Genomic DNA, 18844 nt, shown 5'->3' with positions numbered 1-18844 from the left:
ACACATGAAAGTGAAAACAAAATTGCTGGGGATTATATCAATATTAGTTGTTTCAATTATTGGAATTGGAGGCTCCTCAGTATTTATGATTTCTTCTACTGTGAAAAAGAATGAAGAACTTAAAGACAAAATGGAATTCCAAAAAGAGATAAAACACATCCAATATGAATTGACCGGGTTATCAAATGATGAAAGAGGCTTCTTGATTACCGGAGACAAAGAATACGACGAGGGTATGAAGGAAAAAGCAGACGATGTCTTAAAGAGCCTTGACCGGGTTAATGACTTGATTGATGAAGAGAAGTATCGATCCAATTTTGAAAACATTAAGACAAGTTTTACTCAGTATAGAGCTTTGAATCAGCAAGTAGTAACAGCCTACTCTTCAAATCCTAAAAAAGCAAAAACCATCCATTTTGGAGAAGAAAGAACACTAAGAAAAGAAGGCGTAGATCCGGCTGTCAATAAGCTGTCTGATCGCCTGGATCAAGAGGTAGAGGATCTAAAGGATGAAATACGAGGCAATGGGAAAATGAGTCAATGGCTCATCATCATTGTCACCGGGATATCAGTTATATTAGGCGTTGTTTTAAGCATAATGCTGTTAAAGTCCATAATGGTGCCCCTAAGAAGCATAAATAAGCAGCTGGAGGAAATTGCACACGGCGACGCTGATTTAACCAAAAAAGTCATTGTGAAAAATAAAGATGAATTTGGCCAGCTTGCCCAATCTTTTAATTCTTTTACTCATTCATTAACTCAAATTGTGAAGCAGATCAGCAGCTCATCTGAACAAGTTGCCGCTTCCTCTGAAGAATTATCGGCAAGCGCGGAAGAATCGAAATCAACATCTGAACATATTTCACGAGCCATGCAGATGGCTGCCGACAGCAATGTGAAGCAAAGCTCAATGACAGAAAAGAGCGCAGAATCCATTACTGAATTATTAGACAGTATATCATCAGTCGCTTCAAATACAGGGAACATAGCGGATCTTTCTTCTTCGATGAGAGACAAGGCTGAAATAGGCTCTAAGTCCGTCAACAAGATGTTAGACCAGATGAAATTCATTGATAAATCTGTAGATTCAGCCGGCAATGGATTGCAAACATTGGTAGCGAGCACAGCAGAAATCAGCGATATCTCTTCGCTTATCACGACGATTTCAGAGCAGACAAATTTATTGGCACTAAATGCAGCGATCGAGGCGGCCAGAGCCGGAGAGCAAGGAAAAGGATTTGCTGTGGTGGCAGAAGAAGTTCGGAAGTTGGCGGATGAAACAAATAAATCTGCAAACCACATCCAATCGGTGGTAGCGACCATCCAAAATGAATCGATAGAAACGGTAAATAATATTAAAGTTGTTCAAGAAAATGTGAGCTCAGGTATTGTTCTTTCTCAAGAGACAACAGGAAATTTCAATGAAATACTGAACCTGGTGGAACAGGTCACTTCTCAAATACAAGAAGTTGCAGCAGCAACTCAACAGCTTACTTCAGGCGTTGAAGTGATTCAGCACACAGTTCATACATTGGCTGCTGGTACCAAAGAAACGTCAGCAAATACAGAAGCGGTTGCAAAATCATCAGAGGAACAGCTTCATTCAATGGGGGAGATCTCCTATGCCGCAGAATCTCTATCTCAGTTGGCGGAAGAGCTTCAAACCGTCATTAATCGTTTTAAATATTAAACAAGCTACTTACATGCAACCCCCATCCTATTCGGTGGGGGTTTGCTACTTTTACTGTGGTTGCTTCTACAAACAGAGCTAACTGACCTTTTAAGTTAGCTCCGTTTGTATGGCTAGTCCAAATTTTGATCGATCGTCCCTTCAAAATAGTCATCGCTGACCTGTTCATGAGTTTCAGCCAATCCTTTTTCTAATTGCGTGCTTCCTTTATAATCTGAGGGCTCAAAGTATTTCCCGGCAACATCTGTTGTGTCATTTTTGTTTTCTTTGTTATGAGTTTGTGTTTCAGTGTTTACACTTTCAGTCTCAGTATTGCTGCGTATAGATTGCTGAAAATCATATTCCTTTTCTAATGAAGAAAATCTTTTATAATCATCAGGTCTGTCTGCACCGTTTTTTTGAGTCACTTTACTTCCTCCAGATTATTGATATTTTAGTGGGGGTAAGAACTTATTTCGTTCTTTTAGGATCAGAACCATGTTTTTTAGGATCATCTGCTTTAAAAGCTGTTTCAGTCTCATGGTCATTTCTCATTTGTTCAATACTTGAATTTTGAATTCCCTTTTTACTCATTGGTTTCACTCCTTTACGAAAAGTGTTGAATATCAACTCTTCTTATTCTGTCTGTTGGGCAGGTATTCATGCACTTTTTTCATTCGCGCTTTGGCCAATCAGGAGAGGCATTTTCATGCCAGCGTATTATCTAATAAAAGAACGTCATTTTTGAAACCTTTTATTAGCGCATTGCGTATAGCACGTTAGGGAAGACATCTCGATAAAAGAAATACAAAGGTTGTGAATTTATACTAACAGCACTGTGAATAAATCAAACAAGGGGGGGTGAAAAAATGAAAAAAATTGTATCATATTATTTAATGACATTAGGGCTATCCAGCCTTACATTTGGTTTGTTTTTAGGGTTTTATTCTTTCGTTATGTATGGCGATATGATAATTGCATTGTTTACGGCAGCAATTGCTTTATTATACGGTTTTGTGGTGTATGGCCTTTTTGCTGTTCCGCTCCAAATGAAGTTGCAGAAAAAAGCGAGAACATTCAATGTCATGTACCTCTTGATTTACAGTGTGGTTGCTTTTATCGCAGCTTTCCTGTTTTTTGTTATCAATGAACCTGCGTCAATAGCATGGACATTGCAATCGTACTTTTATTATATGTTAAGTATTGCGGCTGCAGTAATTTACTGGTTATGGGATTCTCTGATCCTTTATAAACGTACAGCTTCCGGTGTATAGGCTAATTTTTACCAATCGGAGAAATATGGAGGTTCAATAAAAATTCAGGATCTAAAAGCTTTAGGTTTCATATTTTTTTAAAAAAATCCTCCGCGGATAAAGGCGCAGTATGGGGGCATAATGAGAGCACACATTCGAACCGAATAGGTTTTCTAAGTGTTTTACGATACATACGTTCATCAAGATCATCACGTCATCAATGGAATTTAAAAACTATTGTTGTGGAACGGGCATCTCGAGCCGTTTGAGGAAAGAACATAGATGGTGGTTTATCGTTTTATCAGCGCTTATAGAACAAAGTTTTGGTGGCGGTCAATCCATAAAGCTAAAGAGAGGAGAGCGTGACAATGAATCTCGCTCTCCTCAGATTTGTTTTATTCACCCTGATGTTTTTCAACTAATGTGAATGTCCAATCTTTTAACATATGTTTCTGTACATATTTTTTTCCGTTTATTTCAATGTAAGGCAGGTCTGCCATGTCTCCGGCTAACTGTTTTGCTTCAGTCGTTGTTATTCCTAAAAAAAGTCCGATGTAAAAGTAAATATCCCGTTCTTTTATAAGCAAGATATCATTTTGTTCATTACTTTGGTTTGGTTCCTCTGCTTTAAGCCTTCACCGATAAAATATCCTGCCAAAGCAATACCAATTCCTAAAAAAACGTCCATGTGAATGCCTCCATTATGTCAATGTTATGTTATACGGGCTTGGCATACTCCGGGTTTCATTATTTTTCAAACCTTTTCAATCTGTACACGGCCTGAAAAAAAGGTGGCGCCGCCGCCCATATCGGACAAGCGATCTGGGGTTAGCGCGTTTACAAGCTGTTTTTTTCCTTGTTCATCCGCCCATAATCCTTGGCTGACAACGACACCTGGCAGCACTTGTTCTCCAACTGCAGCGGTCAGCTCGCATTCTCCCCGGCTGTTCCAAATTCGTACAGGTGCCCCATCAACGATTCCGTGTTTTTCAGCATCTTTTGTGTTGATAAAGAGCTTTGGCGTCTTTTCAAGCTTGATGTGTTTTTCATTATTGGAAAATGTTGAGTTTAAGAAATTATGGTTTGGCCCCGGAACATACATAAACGGATGTTCATTATCGGTTACAAGAGGTGTATATGTCGGTAAAGCCGGGAAGCCGTCTTGTTTCATTTTTTCTGAATATAATTCTATTTTTCCGCTTGGCGTTGGAAGTTCGCCCGGAAACAGCGGCTTTTCGCGTTTTGCTTTCATAAATGAATGCTTAGTGAGTGCATCGTAATCAATCTCTGCCAAATGCGGATTATCTGGATGGTCAAGCGCCTGGCGGATTAATACTTCATCTGAATCTTTAAGCTCCTGGTCTGTGAATCCCATGGCTTCAGCCAGTAATCGGAACACCTCAGTGTTAGACTTGCTTTCCCCATATCTCTCAATCACCGGCTGCTGAAGCTGAATGTAATGGTGCCAGTAGGAGGTGTAAAAATCAGTATTTTCAAAAGCGGATGTTGCAGGCAGTACAATGTCCGCATATGCAGCCGTTTCCGTTAAAAACAAATCATGAACCACAGTAAACAAGTCTTCCCGCAGCAAGCCCTGTCTGACTTTGTTTGCTTCGGGTGCGACGACGGCAGGGTTCGTTCCGTAAATAAATAGAGAGCGAATCGGCGGGTCTGTTTCCAAAAGCACCTTGCCAAGCTGATTCATATTAAACGACCTCGGGGTGCGCCCTTTCAATAAGTCGGGCCGCTGCAAGGCATTTGTGTTATATTCTAAAATTCCGCTGTTATGCTTAATTGCGCCGCCCCCTGTGTGCAGCCATTGGCCGGTGATCGCCGGAAGACAGGCAATCGTCCTGACAATCATCCCGCCGTTATCGTGATGCTGGGGTCCGTTTCCGATTCTGATAAAAGAAGGGGAGGTTTCCCCGTACATTTTTGCCAGTCGGTAAATATCTTCGGTACTGACACCGGTGATCGTCGATACCTTTTTAGGATCATATTGTTTCACGTGTTCACGGAGCTCTTCATAGCCAACCGTGTACTCAGACAGAAATGCTTCATCATGAAGGTTTTCTTTAAATAAAATGTGCATGATGCCAAGAGCAAGTGCACTGTCGGTTCCCGGCTTTATCGGAATAAACCAATCTGCGAGACGTCCTGTTTGATTTTTATGCACATCGATCACGACAATTTTGGCACCTTGTTTTCGCGCTTTTTGGGCGATCGTAATTTGGTGCATATTTGTGCTGACCGCGTTGATTCCCCAAAAAATAAATAGTTTTGTATGAATGGTTTCCTCAGGATCGATTCCCGCGCTTATGCCCATTGTATATTTATAGCCTTCAGATCCCGCTTTGCTGCAAATCGTCCGTTCAAGCTGGCTTGACCCCATGCGGTAAAAAAAGCGGCGGTCCATTCCTTCAGCTGTCAATTTCCCCATATTTCCGTAAAAGCTGTAAGGAAGTATGCTTTCAGCTCCCTCTTCATCAATCAGCTGTTTCCAGCGGGAGGTGATCGTATCGATTGCCTCTTCCCAAGAAATCGGTTCAAATATCGCTTGGCCTTTAGCACCTGTTCGTTTGAGCGGTGTAGTCAGCCGCTTTTCATCATAGATGCGCTCCGTCATATTCCGGACTTTGTTGCATATGTTTCCGGCTGTGACAGGATGATCAGGGTCTCCTTGCACTTTTACGATTTTCCCGTCTTTTTTATGTATTAACAATCCGCACTGATCCGGGCAGTCCAGCGAGCAAACGGATTTGAAAATGCCGTTTTGTTGTGTGGCAAAAGATTTCATGGCCCAGTTCCTCTCTCTAGTTAGATATTTTGTAAGAATTATAACATTTCGGATCATAACGTCAATTCTGAAAAAAGAGATTGACATCAATCTGAGACTTCTTTATGATAAACGTATTCTTTATTCTGAAAATTACATACTCAACATTTTCTATCCAGAGAGGTGGAGGGACTGGCCCTATGAAACCTCGGCAACATTATTGTGCCAATTCCAGCAAGCGTCAGCTTGAAAGATAGGAAAGCAAGGTTTATACCGGCGTCTGCCTGTAACAGAGCGCGCCTATATATGAATCTCTTTCCATCTTCGGAAAGAGATTTTTTTTATGAAAAATACGATGAAAAGGATGTTTTGCACCATGACGGTTTTGGTTACAGCACCGTACAACGAAGAAGGACGAAAAGAGCTAGAAAACTTGTTTGGCTCAGTTGCTTATCAATCTTGGAAGGAACAAGGCCGGGCATATCGGGAAGATGAACTCATTCAGCTGCTAAAAGCAACAAATGCGACAGGCTTGATTACTGAGCTTGATCAGGTAACAGACAGCGTATTTGCTTCTGTTCCCGAATTTTCATTTGTCGGTGTTTGCAGGGGAATGCCCTCCAATGTGGATGTGGCAGCTGCCTCAAAAAGAGGCATACCTGTTTTTTATACACCAGGGCGGAATGCACAAGCCGTTGCTGAAATGTTTATTGGAAATGTGATTACCTTTCTCCGCCATACCAGCGTCTCGAATCAATGGCTGAAGGATGGAAAGTGGGACAGGGATTACTTACAGGCTTATGTCAAATTTAAAGGAAATGAATTATCAGGAAAAACGGTTGGCATGATTGGGTTCGGGGCGGTTGGCCAAAGGATTGCAAAACTGCTGACTGCGTTTGACTGTAAAATAAAGTATTACGATCCATACATTCAAGACGATCATCCGCTGTATGAAAAAGTATCTCTTAAAACGGTGTTTTCAGACAGTGATATCGTTTCTGTACATCTGCCTCGTACTGAGGAAACACTTGGACTTATTGATCGGAAGTATTTTGATCTGATGAAACAGAGTACGATTTTCGTCAATACTTCAAGAGCAGTTGTTGTAAACCGTGAAGATCTTTTATCTGTATTAAAAGAACATAAAATCAGAGGTGCGATATTAGACGTTTTTTATCATGAACCTCCAGAGGAATCAGATTATGAATTGATTTCATTGCCTAATGTTCTGGCAACACCGCATCTCGCTGGAGCAACATTTGAAGTGGAGGATCATCACGTGACGATACTGAATAAAGCCCTCAAAAAGTGGAAGGGTGAAAAAACTCTTAATATTCCGACAATGTATAACAAGGACGAACTGAAAACAGGGGTATAAGAAAGGAGGCTAACAGAATGAAAAAACAAAAAGGCTATCTCGTTTTTGATATTGGCACAGGCAATGCGAGGGTAGCGGTCGTGAGTGTAACCGGCAGTGTTTTAACAGTTGAACGGGAGGACATCGTGTATTCCACAGAGACGCTTTACCCGGACAGCCGTTATTTTTCTCCTCAGGTGCTGTGGAAGCAGGTGATGAATTTGGCAAAACGTGCGCTATCCCGTTCGTGTGATATTGACATCATTGGTTTGACATCGACGAGCCAAAGACAGGGGATTGTTTTGATTGATCAAAACGGCAATCCTTTTCTCGGGCTGCCGAACATCGATAATCGCGGCCGAGAGTGGGAGGCGGGCATTCCCGATTGGGAAGAGATATACAGCAGCACAGGCCGCCTGCCAACTGCACTTTTTTCTGCGCTCAAGCTTTATGGATTAAAACAGCGCCAGCCCTCTTTATGGGAAAAGACTGCAAGCTTTACAAGCATCAGTGATTGGGTGACGTACCAACTGAGCGGAATATTAACATATGAACCATCACAGGCAACAGAAACCCTGCTATTTGATGTGAAGCAAAACACTTGGTCAGAAGAGATGTGCGACATTTTCGGCTTTTCTCCATCTATCCTTCCGCCTCTTGTAAGAGCGGGAACAGCAATTGGAACGATAGCAAATGAATATGCATCCGAATTAGGCCTTTCAATAAATGCTAAGGTTATAGCAGGGGGCGGGGATACACAGCTGGCTGTCAAAAGCACCGGAGCTGGACTTGAGGACATTGTCATTGTATCAGGGACAACAACGCCAATAACCAAAATTACTGAGGATCATGGCGACACAAAACATAAAGCCTGGCTGAACTGTCATGCAGATCAAGGGCATTGGCTTGTGGAAACGAATCCGGGAATTACCGGATTGAATTATCAAAAATTAAAACAGATTTTTTATCCGAATGAAACGTACGAAGTAATGGAGGAGGAGATTTCTGCACTTGCAAAAGAAGACCATGCATGTGTAGCGGCTCTCGGCTCTTATTTATCGGCTGAAAAGAATGCGTTAACGAGAGGCGGTTTTCTTTTTGATGCCCCGCTGTCAGCACATTTAAAGAGGGCACATTTTGTACGTGCAGCGCTAGAAGAGATCGCATTTTCAATCAAATGGAACTTTGACATTTTAACAGAGGTTACTCCGTTTGAACGTGACTATGTTTGGGTGTGCGGAGGGGGATTCCAAAGCAAAGCGCTCACTCAATATATCGCGGATCTTCTTCAAAAAAAGGTCTATGTCCAAGAGGGATATCATCAGGCATCTGTCGTCGGTGCTGCAGTCATTTGCAATGAAACCTTTCAATTAACGGAGGAGATGTCAGCAAATGTCCGGGTGATCGAACCGAAGGACTGTCAGATAGAATTGGCTTTATATGAGGAATGGAAGCAAACACAGCGCTTTTTTTCAGGTTCAGAAAGCAAAGTATTGATTTAAGGCGGCGGAATTTTTGCTGTTTTGAGGAATCATTTAATTTTCAACTTTAATAAGGTAATACGGTAATTGATATAAGCATCTAAGGAGGAGACAGATATGTTGGATAAAATAGGAATACCGAAGCGGCTTGCCTGGGGATTTTTAGGGGTTGTTTTGTTTATGATGGGAGATGGCCTTGAACAAGGCTGGCTCAGTCCTTTTTTGATCGAAAACGGGCTCACCGTTCAGCAGTCCGCTTCCATTTTTAGTATATACGGAATTGCGCTTGCCATAGCTTCCTGGTTTTCGGGTGTATGTCTCGAAGCATTTGGCGCAAAACGGACGATGTTTATGGGGCTGTTGTTTTATGTGATCGGTACAGCTGCTTTTATCGTATTTGGATTTGAACAGCTGAACCTGCCAGTGATGTATGTGACTTACTTCGTAAAAGGGTTAGGTTACCCGCTTTTTGCTTACTCTTTCTTGACATGGATCATTTACAGAACACCGCAAAGCAAACTGAGCACTGCTGTCGGCTGGTTTTGGATAGCATATTGCCTCGGCATGTTTGTGTTCGGCGCTTGGTACTCAAGCTACGCGATCAAAGCGTTCGGTTATTTGAATACGCTTTGGAGCTCTATTTTCTGGGTATGTCTCGGTGCATTCTTTGCATTGTTTATCAATAAAGACCGTTTTGAAAAGAAGAAAAGAAAAAGATCAGAAACAGCCGAGGAGCTTTTAAAAGGGGTTACGATTTTATTTACAAATCCGCGCGTGCTTACAGGCGGAATCATCAGAATCATCAACAGCATTGGTACATATGGTTTTCCAGTCTTTTTGCCGATGCACATGGCCCAGCATGGAATTTCAACCAATGTGTGGCTGCAAATTTGGGGAACGATTTTTCTGGGGAACATTGTGTTTAACCTTATCTTTGGTATTGTCGGCGATAAATTCGGCTGGAAAAATACTGTTATTTGGTTCGGCGGAGTCGGCTGCGGCATTTTCACCGTCTTATTATACTACGCACCTGTTTTCTCCAGCGGAAATTTAGCGGTTGTCAGCGTGATCGGCTTTATTTGGGGCGGTTTGCTGGCAGGCTATGTGCCGATTGGTGCAATTGTGCCGACGGTGGCAGGAAAAGATAAAGGGGCAGCCATGTCTGTATTGAATTTGGCTGCAGGTTTATCAGCGTTTGTCGGCCCCGCACTCGCTTGGCTGTTCATCGGTCTCGTCGGCGCGCAAGGCGTGGTCTGGATCTTTGCGGCCCTTTACCTTGCAAGTGCGGTCTTGACAAAATGTATTCATATACCTGAGGAAAAAGTAGTAAAGGAGGATACATCTCCTCAATATGTATCTTAATCAAAAAGCGCCCCTGCAACAGGGCGCTTTTTGTCTTTTTACATTTTCTTTTATTCCGTCATTAAGTAACTTCCACGTTTCTTTACCCATATCCTCGTTCATATCACCATCATTAGCAATTCCGGGTTTTCATTCATATTGTACCATTAACATCATATTTACCTATATTAAGAAAGGGATTGCGTATATATGGTTTCTTTAGATAAAAACAATATTTTTAATAGCAAAGCCGCAATATTTCTTGCAGCAATGAGCTATCAGACATATCCATTCTTTTTAGAAGGGAAACTTACCTTACCAGAAGGCTTTAAACTTCGATATACCATTCGTGCTTTTGCTGACGTAGAGAATCCTATGGAAGAGGTATTCGGTTTTATTGCCGAGTCACAAGATCAAATCGTTATAGCGTTTAGAGGATACGCAGCATATCCTAAGGATCTTTTAGCATCCTATGACATATTTCAAGTTCCCTATCCCTATGTTAAAAATGGCGGGAAAACGTCTCGTGGATTCACATGTCTTTATCAATCAACAAGAAACAATTTAATCAGACAAATAAATAAACTTTCTACGTCAAAAAAGCTGTTTGTTACCGGGCACAACTACGGAGGAGCTTTGGCAACGTTAGCTGCTTTAGATATTGCTGCGAACACTGGGTTTAATCATCCTTTCTTGTATACGTATGGCAGTCCGCGTATCGGTGACCCTGTCTTTGCTTCCCAATTTAACAAAGTGGTGAAAAATAGTATACGAATTGTAAATATTCATGACTCTTTTCCAACTTTCCCAGCAAAAAAGTATCCACCACCTTTTACGGAGGAAGGATTATACTATCACCATGTAAAAACAAAGTATCCAATCTCTTTTCAATTGAATAATACGCCGCGCAATGATGCGATTGCTTGTTATTTTAAATACCTTAGTAAAATGAATCCTGATTTCTCCGAAATATTATGCGATAAAAATCCAGGGTTTTGTCCCGATCCTGACATGTGTACTCCGTTTCGAGGAACATGCTAGGAATAAAAGAAAGGAGCTGCTCGGATGAATCACTCAAGCTTATATTATATGTTTAACCGTGAGGATTCGATATTGCTATCGGCCATGATCTATCAGTCATATCAACTCTTTGAAAAGGAACCGCTTGTCTTGCCAAAAGGATATAGCCTTCGATATACCATACGAGCTCTTGCTGGTGTTGAGGATCCGGAAGCTGAAGTATTTGGTTTTATTGCCGAGTCACAAGATCAGATCATTGTAATTTTTAGAGGAACCCGAACATTTAAGGACAATGAGTCGGACCAAGACTTATATCAAGTACCATATCCGTTTGTCAGAAATGCAGGAAAAACCCATCGTGGATTTACATGTCTTTATCAATCGACAAGAAATGAGCTGATCGGGGAATTAACCAAGCTTTATGCAGCAAAAAGATTATTAGTCGCAGGCCATAGTTTAGGAGGAGCTTTAGCCGTGTTAGCCGCTTTTGATATTGCGGTGAATACCCGATTTAAAAATCCTTTTGTGTATACTTATGGCAGCCCTCGAGTCGCTGACCCTGTCTTTGCGTCCCGGTTCAACCAAACGGTAAAGAATAGTATTCGTATTTTCAATATCCATGACATTATTCCCACCTTGCCGGATCAAGCATATCCGCCTCCATTTACAAAGCAAGGATTATTCTATCAGCATGTAGACAAGAAGGTAACGCTCTCTTTTCAGCTGAACAGTTTACCTGTTCGCAATCATGAGATTGTCTGTTATTTTAAAAACCTCAGCCAACAAAATCCTGCCTTTGCCAAATCATTATGTGATGAAAACCCGGGATTCTGTCCCGATACGGAATTATGCGTGCCATTTATGGGGGGATGCGGTGATAAGGCATCCGCAAATCATTCAAGCTCACAAGAATGGAACTTTGTTTCGGCTCCTACCCTGCATCCTATGAAGGTTTCTATAAATGTCAACAAGCCAGGGACAGCACCCGGCTTAATATTCGTTGCACCCTATACTGTGTTCGGCGCGACTATGATTGGGCAAACAGGTGCATTGATCATAGATCAAGCTGGTAACCCAGTATGGTTTAGACCTCTTGATAGTAGATTTACACAAAATACGGACTTTAGGGTACAATCCTACAAAGGGGAACCCGTTCTTACCATGTGGCAAGGAACAATATCTGGAACTCAGTCTAAAGATCCTAATCTCCCGGCGGGGGATCCGGAACCTGGAGCTTTTTTTCAAATCATCAATCAGAATTATAAAGTGATTAAGAAACTCACCGCCAAAAAAGGATTTACCTCTGATGTTCACGAGTTTACGATTACAAAGCAAGATACGGCTTTGTTTACTGCTGTGAAACAAGTGCCAGCGGATCTCACAATGTATGGAGGTCCGGCAGATGGGTACTTTGACAATTATTCCATTCAAGAAGTAGATCTTGAGACAGGAGAGCTTCTTTTCTTCTGGGATGTGCTTGCTCATGTTAATCCGGATGACTCGATGTTACCTGCGTCATCCGCCACAAGCGCTAACAATATTTGGGACTGTTTTCACGTGAATTCAGTTGAGGAAGGGCCGAACAATACTCTTCTAATAAGCATGCGTAACATGTGGGCGATTTATTTGGTTGATAAAACAACAGGAAAGATTGTCTGGCAGCTTGGTGGCAAAAAAAGCGATTTTACTTTTGAGCCAAATGCAACATTTTCTTGGCAACATGATGCACGTTTTAGGTCTAGAACACGGATAAGTCTATTTGATGATGCTTGTTGTGCTTCTTCAAGCTCTCCGCCTGAGGGAGAGGCTCGTGGTTTAATCCTTCAACTTGATTTCCATAACATGACTGCAAAAGCAGATCGAACTTATTATCATGATCCAGCGCTGTATGTTCCAAGTCAAGGAAATGTTCAGAAACTATCAAATGGAAATCAATTCGTTGGATGGGGACAGGAACCGTATCTTTCTGAATATAGGAGTGCTGGTAATAATAAAAAAGATCCTTCGTTGAATTTGTTATATGATATGCAGTTTCCTGGTCAAAATCTTTCTTATAGGGCGTTTAAGGATAAATGGGTAGGCTTGCCGTTTTATCCACCCAGTATTGCTGTAAATCCATTATGTGAAGATGCAGCCATTGTTTATGCATCATGGAACGGTTCAACTGAAACTGTAGCCTGGAAAGTGTTAGCTGGTCCAGCACCTAACAAATTGTCTGAGGTGGGAACGGATGCTCCCCGAACCGGATTTGAAACAGATATTCTTGTTCATTCGATTGGGCCATATTTTCAGGTGAAAGCATTGAATTCTTCTGGCCAAACCATTGGTACATCACAGATCATTCATGCGGGGCAAGAAAAAGAATAAGCCTCTTCACTATATTTTGTGATGTGTTCTATCAGGCTATTTAGCATTTACTGTCCCATACTGGAGTCGGTGCAGAGGCTGGCTGCCCCTTCTATTTTGGGCAGTCACCAAGAAGAGGAAGGGAGTGTGCATACAGATTGAGAGAATGTCGTCCGTTCATTTGCTTGATTTTAAAATAGAATATACATTTGTATCGTTTGGAATTCCATTTTGATACATGTACTGTCTTAAAACGCCTTCTTTTTGAAAACCAATTTTTAGAAGCAGACGATTTGATGCTTCATTAGCGGTAAATACAACTGCGCCAATACGCGTCAGTCCAAGGGCAGAAAATCCGTAAGATACGACCTTTGAAATGACTTCTGATGCAAATCCGTTTCGCCAATGCTCCGGGATGATTTCATAACCGATTTCCGCGCGCCTATGCTTTTGGGCCAGAGCGTGAAAGCCTATTGTTCCGATCAGTTCTTTAGTGTCCCGTCTTTCAATTCCCCACCGTATACCGCGTTTTTCTTGATAGAGGGCAGCAAACGTTTGAATCATTGAAATGGCCTGTTCTATAGATTCCATGTTTTCAAGCCCATAATAGCGTGTCACCTCATCGTTTGAGAAACAAGCAAAAATGGCTTCCGCATCCTGATCTGTGATTTGCCTAAGTGTAAGACGATCGGTTTCTAATATAGGAAACATTCAACCACTCCCCGCGTTTGTGTCTTTGTTTATCATATCCCTTTTATTTCCTCTTTTCTATAGTGAAATCAACCAATGCAGCAAAGGAACGAATTTGTCTTTCTAGTTGCTCTTTGTTTTTGTTGAATTGTTTCAAACGATGGCCGTTCGCGCCTGATGGGTGGGGAAAGCCGTTAAGGCAAACCAAATTCTGGAGGCTGTGCTGTCTGATCAATGTTTCACATACTGTTTCGGCCGCTTTTCCTAACGGAATGAGAAGAGCTGGTCCCGTCACATGGTTAAGCTCCGCAGGGAAGTACCCAAAAGCATAGGTGCTTAGGATAGGAGAGCGAGTGATGGCCGGTTTGTATCCGGTATAGTTTTTTTGCTGGATAAAGACAGGATATTTAATAACGGAAGTTGTATGGAGCATATGCCGTAAGTCACCAAAAAGCTGCGCGGCGCTTTGAATGCCGAAAGCCTGTGGCAGCCCGCATAAATCCAGCATGGTAATAATGTTATGTCTCATCGATCCGGAGAAACCCGCTGCTATTTTTGTGTCTACTACCATTTGCTCAAGAGTCCCGCCTTGCCGCAGGCTTTCGGCGGCTGTTTCGTACGCTGTCTTCATCTGGGAAAAACCAGGCGTGATCCCGGCAATCACAAGCGAGGCATCCCGATTGATAAATTCATTATGAGGTGAATAGTAGATGCCAAGTTCGTTTTCTTGATGGAGACGAAATGGATCAGTAAGTAAATCGGACTTTGTAAGTGAAGAGGGAAGAGAATGTAGTTTTTCTGCGAACTCTTTTAAGCAGCTGCGGTTTATAATCATGTGTAAGCCTCCTCGAAAAATGAGATCCCATTTGTCCATTCTGATCGTAACAACGGGATCTCATTCATCCTTATCTGCTATTAAAATGTCCTGCCTGCCACACCTCTTTGACTGCTTGGGGAACTTCTTTCACTTCAGCTGCTGTCTGCTGAAACGCGTATTTTTTCATTTGGACATCATGCTGAATCTTCTTTTGTTTTTGCGTCAGCAGCTCTGCTTCTGTTTTTAATCCCTCGATTTGTTTTTGCATAGCCTGCGTAACAGAAGTGAGCTCCTTTAGTGCGGGGTCTATTTTTTTCTTGTTTTGGATCACATTAAACCCTAAAAATATGATAGAAATAGCCAATACTGCCAGGCTGATATAAACAATAACCATATGTTCACTCCTTTTTTCTTTTGTCATTACCCTGTTTCCGCTTTTTTAATCCAAAGAAATGATGATTGCACAGTTCGTTTGATTTGCGTATTGGATTTATTCTACTTATAATGTGATATCGTACATAGGTAAACAAAGAAAGGGTGCTTCAATTGCAAAGTTTACAAAATAAAACCGCTTTAATCACAGGCGGAGGCAGAGGGATCGGCCGTGCTACAGCTCTTGCTCTTGCGAAAGAAGGCGTAAATATTGGGTTAATCGGCCGGACTGCCGCTAATGTTGAAAAAGTGGCAGAAGAAGTCAAAGCGCTTGGTGTAAAAGCTGCATTTGCTGCTGCAGATGTAAAAGATGCCGAGCAGGTTAACCAAGCCGTCTCTCAAGTGAAAGAACAGCTTGGTGATATCGATATTCTCATTAATAACGCGGGAATCAGCAAATTTGGCGGTTTCTTAGATCTGTCAGCTGATGAGTGGGAAAATATTATTCAAGTCAACCTAATGGGTGTGTACCATGTCACTCGCGCGGTGCTTCCGGAAATGATCGAACGCAAAGCCGGAGACATCATTAATATTTCATCTACAGCGGGCCAAAGAGGAGCTGCTGCAACAAGTGCTTACAGTGCTTCTAAATTTGCCGTTCTCGGGTTAACAGAGTCTCTTATGCAAGAAGTAAGAAAGCATAATATCAGAGTCAGCGCGTTAACGCCGAGCACTGTCGCTAGTGATATGTCTATCGAATTGAACTTAACAGACGGTAATCCTGAAAAAGTGATGCAGCCTGAGGATCTTGCTGAGTACATGGTGGCACAATTGAAATTAGATCCTCGTATTTTCATCAAAACAGCGGGATTATGGTCAACAAATCCTTAAAAATGAAAACCTGTCTTTCGACAGGTTTTTTTATTTGAATGAAATTCATACCGGCATATGCAAATCTGACAATCGTTTTAAATTGAAGCTGGCAGTGAATGCAGGCTATAATAGAACTAAGAAAACTATGTACCAAATGTTCAGTCGAAATTTATTTTTTCCGCTACACCTATAATCAGTAAATATGAAATGACTGGACTATCAGTCTTTAATATAAAGAAGGAAAACAATAAAAGAAAATTGAATATTTAGTACATAGTGTTGTCAGTGACAGAAGAAGGAGTGCATATGATGAAAGAAGAAAAAAGGAGTTCAACAGGCTTTTTAGTGAAACAGCGCGCATTTTTGAAGCTTTATATGATAACGATGACAGAGCAAGAGAGACTCTATGGGTTAAAGCTGCTTGAAGTACTTCGGTCTGAATTTAAAGAGATTGGTTTTAAACCAAATCATACAGAAGTATACCGGTCTTTGCATGAGCTTCTTGATGACGGGATACTAAAACAAATTAAAGTAAAAAAAGAAGGGGCTAAGCTCCAGGAAGTCGTCCTCTATCAATTTAAAGATTACGAAGCCGCCAAGCTATATAAAAAACAGCTGAAGGTAGAGCTGGATCGCTGTAAAAAACTGATTGAAAAAGCTCTCTCAGATAATTTTTAATAGAAACAAACACCCGGCGCAGCAGTGTGAACCGGGTGTTTTCTGCTTTTCATTATACATATTTGTCGAAAAGAAACAATACAAATCAATGATGACCTTCAAACTTGACATCATTTCCTCACGTGGTAACATTTTAAACGTGTGAAAATGCGAACAAAAAAGCGAACAAAGGAGATGTTACCGATCTTTGATCAAAAGAAAGTAGCCTTTATAGGAGCAGGATCTATGGCGGAAGGAATGATATCAGGTATCGTTCGTGCCAACAAAATCCCGAAACAAAACATCTGCGTTACAAACCGCAGCAATACAGAGCGATTAACTGAACTTGAACTTCAATATGGAATCAAAGGCGCCTTGCCGAACCAACTATGTATTGAAGACATGGATGTACTCATTTTGGCAATGAAGCCAAAAGACGCCGAAAACGCTCTGTCATCACTAAAATCACGTATTCAACCCCATCAATTAATATTGTCGGTCCTTGCCGGCATAACTACCTCTTTTATTGAACAATCATTGCTTAATGAACAGCCGGTTGTCAGAGTGATGCCCAACACTTCCAGTATGATTGGCGCTTCTGCAACAGCTATTGCCCTTGGCAAATATGTGTCGGAAGACCTGAAGAAGCTGGCCGAAGCATTGCTCGGATGCATGGGCAAAGTCTATACAATCCAAGAAAATCAAATGGATATATTCACCGGAATTGCAGGCAGCGGCCCCGCGTATTTTTATTATTTAATGGAATTCATTGAAAAGACAGGCGAGGAAGCGGGCCTCGATAAACAGTTATCTCGAAGCATCGGCGCACAGACACTTTTAGGTGCCGCAAAAATGCTCATGGAAACAGGAGAACATCCTGAGATCTTAAGAGATAATATCACGTCACCGAACGGAACGACAGCAGCGGGGCTGCAAGCCTTGAAAAAGAGCGGCGGCGGAGAAGCGATTTCTCAAGCAATAAAGCATGCGGCTAAGCGTTCAAAGGAAATCAGCGAAGATATCGAAAAAACTGCAGCGCCGCTATCAGGAGTGATAAAGTGACGCCTGATACAAGCATGAAAAGAGTCGTTGTGAAGATTGGAAGCAGTTCATTAACAAGCCTTCATGGAGAAATCAGCATTCGAAAATTAGAAGCGTTGGTCGACCAGGTCGTCAAACTCAAAGACGCCGGTTATGAAGTGATTTTGGTTTCCTCAGGCGCAGTGGCGGCGGGATATCGGAAGCTCGGATTTATCCAAAGGCCCGAGAAGCTTCCAGAAAAACAAGCATCAGCTTCAATCGGCCAGGGATTGCTGATGGAGGCTTATTCAAAGCTGTTCTTGGCACACGGCTATGTCGCATCCCAAATTTTAATTACGAGAAGCGATTTTTCTGATGAATATCGATACAACAATGTCAGGAATACAATGAATGTACTGCTCGAGCGCGGCATTATCCCGATCATAAACGAGAATGACACAGTTACTGTCAATCGGCTCAAGTTTGGCGACAATGATACGCTCGCGGCAAAAGTCGCAGGTTTGATTGATGCAGATATGCTTGTGATTTTATCAGATATAGACGGATTATATGACGGCAATCCGCGCACTAATCCAGAAGCGAAAAGGATACAGCGGGTGAGTGAAATAACACCTGACATCGAAGCATGCGCAGGTGACACTGGGAGCATCGTTGGCACCGGCGGCATGCGCTCTAAGCTTGATGCGTTTAAAATCGTAATGGCGTCTGGCATTAAAGGTTTCCTAGGTCAGGCAGATGCTGGCGATATTTTATACCACGCCGTTCATGAACAGGCGGAAGGCACCTATTTTGAAGCAGAAGGAACGCTTCCGTTGAATCAAAAGGAGCAATGGATCGCTTTTAATTCCGGCCCGGAAGGTGAAATGATTTTATCAGATGATTGTTCACGAAAAATAACAAACGGCCAATCGAGTTTATACCTGGACGGTGTACAGAAGATTAAAGGGAAATTCAAAAGCGGTTCAGTTGTTCGGCTGATGAATTCAAAAGGGATGGAAATCGGCCTTGGAATCGTCAATTACTCTTCTGTACAGCTTCAAGAACCGGAAAAGAAAAAGGAACTGACAAACAGAGCTCTAATTGATCAAGAAGCATTTGTTTGCCATGTGGATTTTTCTTTACCTGTAAATTAATTTGCAGAAAAAAACCCG

General features: G+C 41.9%; 17 protein-coding genes, 3 pseudogenes and 1 riboswitch. Of the genes and pseudogenes, 13 read left to right on the top strand and 7 right to left on the bottom strand.

Going from position 1 to position 18844, the window contains the following annotated elements:
* Window positions 1-4 precede the first annotated feature (4 nt).
* Window positions 5-1690: a methyl-accepting chemotaxis protein gene (locus MKY50_RS10250; RefSeq protein ID WP_341116604.1), complete on the top strand. Its 1686-nt coding sequence runs from the start codon at window positions 5-7 to the stop codon at window positions 1688-1690.
* A gap of 113 nt (window positions 1691-1803) precedes the next feature.
* Here MKY50_RS10250 and MKY50_RS10245 read toward each other — a convergent pair whose 3' ends face one another.
* The gene (locus MKY50_RS10245; RefSeq protein WP_041335460.1) at window positions 1804-2097 is read right to left on the bottom strand and encodes a YozQ family protein; all 294 of its coding nucleotides are present in this window, start codon (window positions 2095-2097) and stop codon (window positions 1804-1806) included.
* A gap of 43 nt (window positions 2098-2140) precedes the next feature.
* On the bottom strand, window positions 2141-2263 hold the full coding sequence (locus tag MKY50_RS10240; RefSeq protein WP_014477000.1) for a hypothetical protein: 123 nt from the start codon (window positions 2261-2263) through the stop codon (window positions 2141-2143).
* A 68-nt stretch (window positions 2264-2331) separates the two neighbouring features.
* On the opposite strand from MKY50_RS10240, the pseudogene MKY50_RS10235 reads away from it, so the two are divergent.
* Both MKY50_RS10235 and MKY50_RS10230 read left to right on the top strand, forming a co-directional pair.
* Window positions 2332-2452, top strand: a pseudogene (locus MKY50_RS10235) (hypothetical protein).
* 86 nt (window positions 2453-2538) lie between these two features.
* Window positions 2539-2943, top strand: coding sequence for a UPF0715 family protein (locus tag MKY50_RS10230; RefSeq protein ID WP_341116602.1), 405 nt, complete (start codon window positions 2539-2541; stop codon window positions 2941-2943).
* 374 nt (window positions 2944-3317) lie between these two features.
* Here MKY50_RS10230 and MKY50_RS10225 read toward each other — a convergent pair.
* Both MKY50_RS10225 and MKY50_RS10220 read right to left on the bottom strand, forming a co-directional pair.
* A pseudogene (locus MKY50_RS10225) lies at window positions 3318-3610 on the bottom strand (hypothetical protein).
* Window positions 3611-3676: 66 nt separating this feature from the next.
* Entirely contained in the window at window positions 3677-5719 is a 2043-nt protein-coding gene (locus tag MKY50_RS10220; protein ID WP_341116601.1) for a molybdopterin oxidoreductase family protein, read from the bottom strand.
* A gap of 147 nt (window positions 5720-5866) precedes the next feature.
* A riboswitch (SAM riboswitch) is annotated at window positions 5867-5958 on the top strand.
* 83 nt (window positions 5959-6041) lie between these two features.
* Between MKY50_RS10220 and MKY50_RS10215 the strand changes: the two genes are divergently transcribed.
* From MKY50_RS10215 to MKY50_RS10190, 6 genes and pseudogenes are all read left to right on the top strand, one after another.
* Window positions 6042-7076, top strand: a complete 1035-nt coding sequence (locus MKY50_RS10215) for a 2-hydroxyacid dehydrogenase (RefSeq protein ID WP_341116600.1) — start codon at window positions 6042-6044, stop codon at window positions 7074-7076.
* Between the two features lie 17 nt (window positions 7077-7093).
* Window positions 7094-8557: an FGGY-family carbohydrate kinase gene (locus MKY50_RS10210; RefSeq protein ID WP_341116599.1), complete on the top strand. Its 1464-nt coding sequence runs from the start codon at window positions 7094-7096 to the stop codon at window positions 8555-8557.
* A gap of 96 nt (window positions 8558-8653) precedes the next feature.
* On the top strand, window positions 8654-9898 hold the full coding sequence (locus tag MKY50_RS10205) for an MFS transporter (RefSeq protein ID WP_341116597.1): 1245 nt from the start codon (window positions 8654-8656) through the stop codon (window positions 9896-9898).
* A gap of 189 nt (window positions 9899-10087) precedes the next feature.
* The gene (locus tag MKY50_RS10200; protein ID WP_029318086.1) at window positions 10088-10918 is read left to right on the top strand and encodes a lipase family protein; all 831 of its coding nucleotides are present in this window, start codon (window positions 10088-10090) and stop codon (window positions 10916-10918) included.
* 24 nt (window positions 10919-10942) lie between these two features.
* A pseudogene (locus tag MKY50_RS10195) lies at window positions 10943-11770 on the top strand (lipase family protein); the annotation flags it as partial.
* On the top strand, window positions 11759-13264 hold the full coding sequence (locus MKY50_RS10190; RefSeq protein WP_339189414.1) for an arylsulfotransferase family protein: 1506 nt from the start codon (window positions 11759-11761) through the stop codon (window positions 13262-13264). The pseudogene MKY50_RS10195 and the gene MKY50_RS10190, both read left to right, overlap by 12 nt.
* A 156-nt stretch (window positions 13265-13420) precedes the next feature.
* Here the strand turns inward: MKY50_RS10190 and MKY50_RS10185 are convergent, their stop codons facing one another.
* From MKY50_RS10185 to MKY50_RS10175, 3 genes are all read right to left on the bottom strand, one after another.
* A complete protein-coding gene (locus MKY50_RS10185; RefSeq protein ID WP_341116595.1) occupies window positions 13421-13954 on the bottom strand; it encodes a GNAT family N-acetyltransferase in 534 nt (177 codons plus the stop codon).
* A gap of 43 nt (window positions 13955-13997) precedes the next feature.
* Window positions 13998-14768 (bottom strand): hypothetical protein, encoded by a 771-nt coding sequence (locus MKY50_RS10180; protein ID WP_341116593.1) that lies wholly within the window; start codon window positions 14766-14768, stop codon window positions 13998-14000.
* 70 nt (window positions 14769-14838) lie between these two features.
* Entirely contained in the window at window positions 14839-15144 is a 306-nt protein-coding gene (locus MKY50_RS10175) for a DUF948 domain-containing protein (RefSeq protein ID WP_032721975.1), read from the bottom strand.
* A gap of 152 nt (window positions 15145-15296) precedes the next feature.
* On the opposite strand from MKY50_RS10175, the gene MKY50_RS10170 reads away from it, so the two are divergent.
* The 4 genes from MKY50_RS10170 (at window position 15297) to proB (ending at window position 18826) form a co-directional block, all read left to right on the top strand.
* The gene (locus tag MKY50_RS10170) at window positions 15297-16013 is read left to right on the top strand and encodes a 3-ketoacyl-ACP reductase (protein ID WP_341116591.1); all 717 of its coding nucleotides are present in this window, start codon (window positions 15297-15299) and stop codon (window positions 16011-16013) included.
* 291 nt (window positions 16014-16304) lie between these two features.
* Window positions 16305-16673: a replication termination protein gene (gene rtp / locus MKY50_RS10165; protein WP_003220337.1), complete on the top strand. Its 369-nt coding sequence runs from the start codon at window positions 16305-16307 to the stop codon at window positions 16671-16673.
* Between the two features lie 147 nt (window positions 16674-16820).
* Window positions 16821-17714 carry a pyrroline-5-carboxylate reductase gene (gene proC / locus MKY50_RS10160; protein WP_341117305.1) on the top strand — a complete coding sequence of 298 codons (894 nt, stop codon included), beginning with the start codon at window positions 16821-16823 and terminating at the stop codon, window positions 17712-17714.
* Window positions 17711-18826, top strand: a complete 1116-nt coding sequence (gene proB / locus MKY50_RS10155; RefSeq protein WP_317680679.1) for a glutamate 5-kinase — start codon at window positions 17711-17713, stop codon at window positions 18824-18826. The genes proC and proB overlap by 4 nt, the downstream gene beginning before the upstream one ends.
* Window positions 18827-18844: the final 18 nt, after the last annotated feature.

The sequence above is a fragment of the Bacillus sp. FSL R7-0685 genome (genome assembly GCF_038002425.1).
GTDB lineage: Bacteria > Bacillota > Bacilli > Bacillales > Bacillaceae > Bacillus > Bacillus subtilis.
The sequence above is the reverse complement of the archived record's forward strand: the minus strand, read 5'-3'. Positions and strand labels throughout refer to the sequence as shown.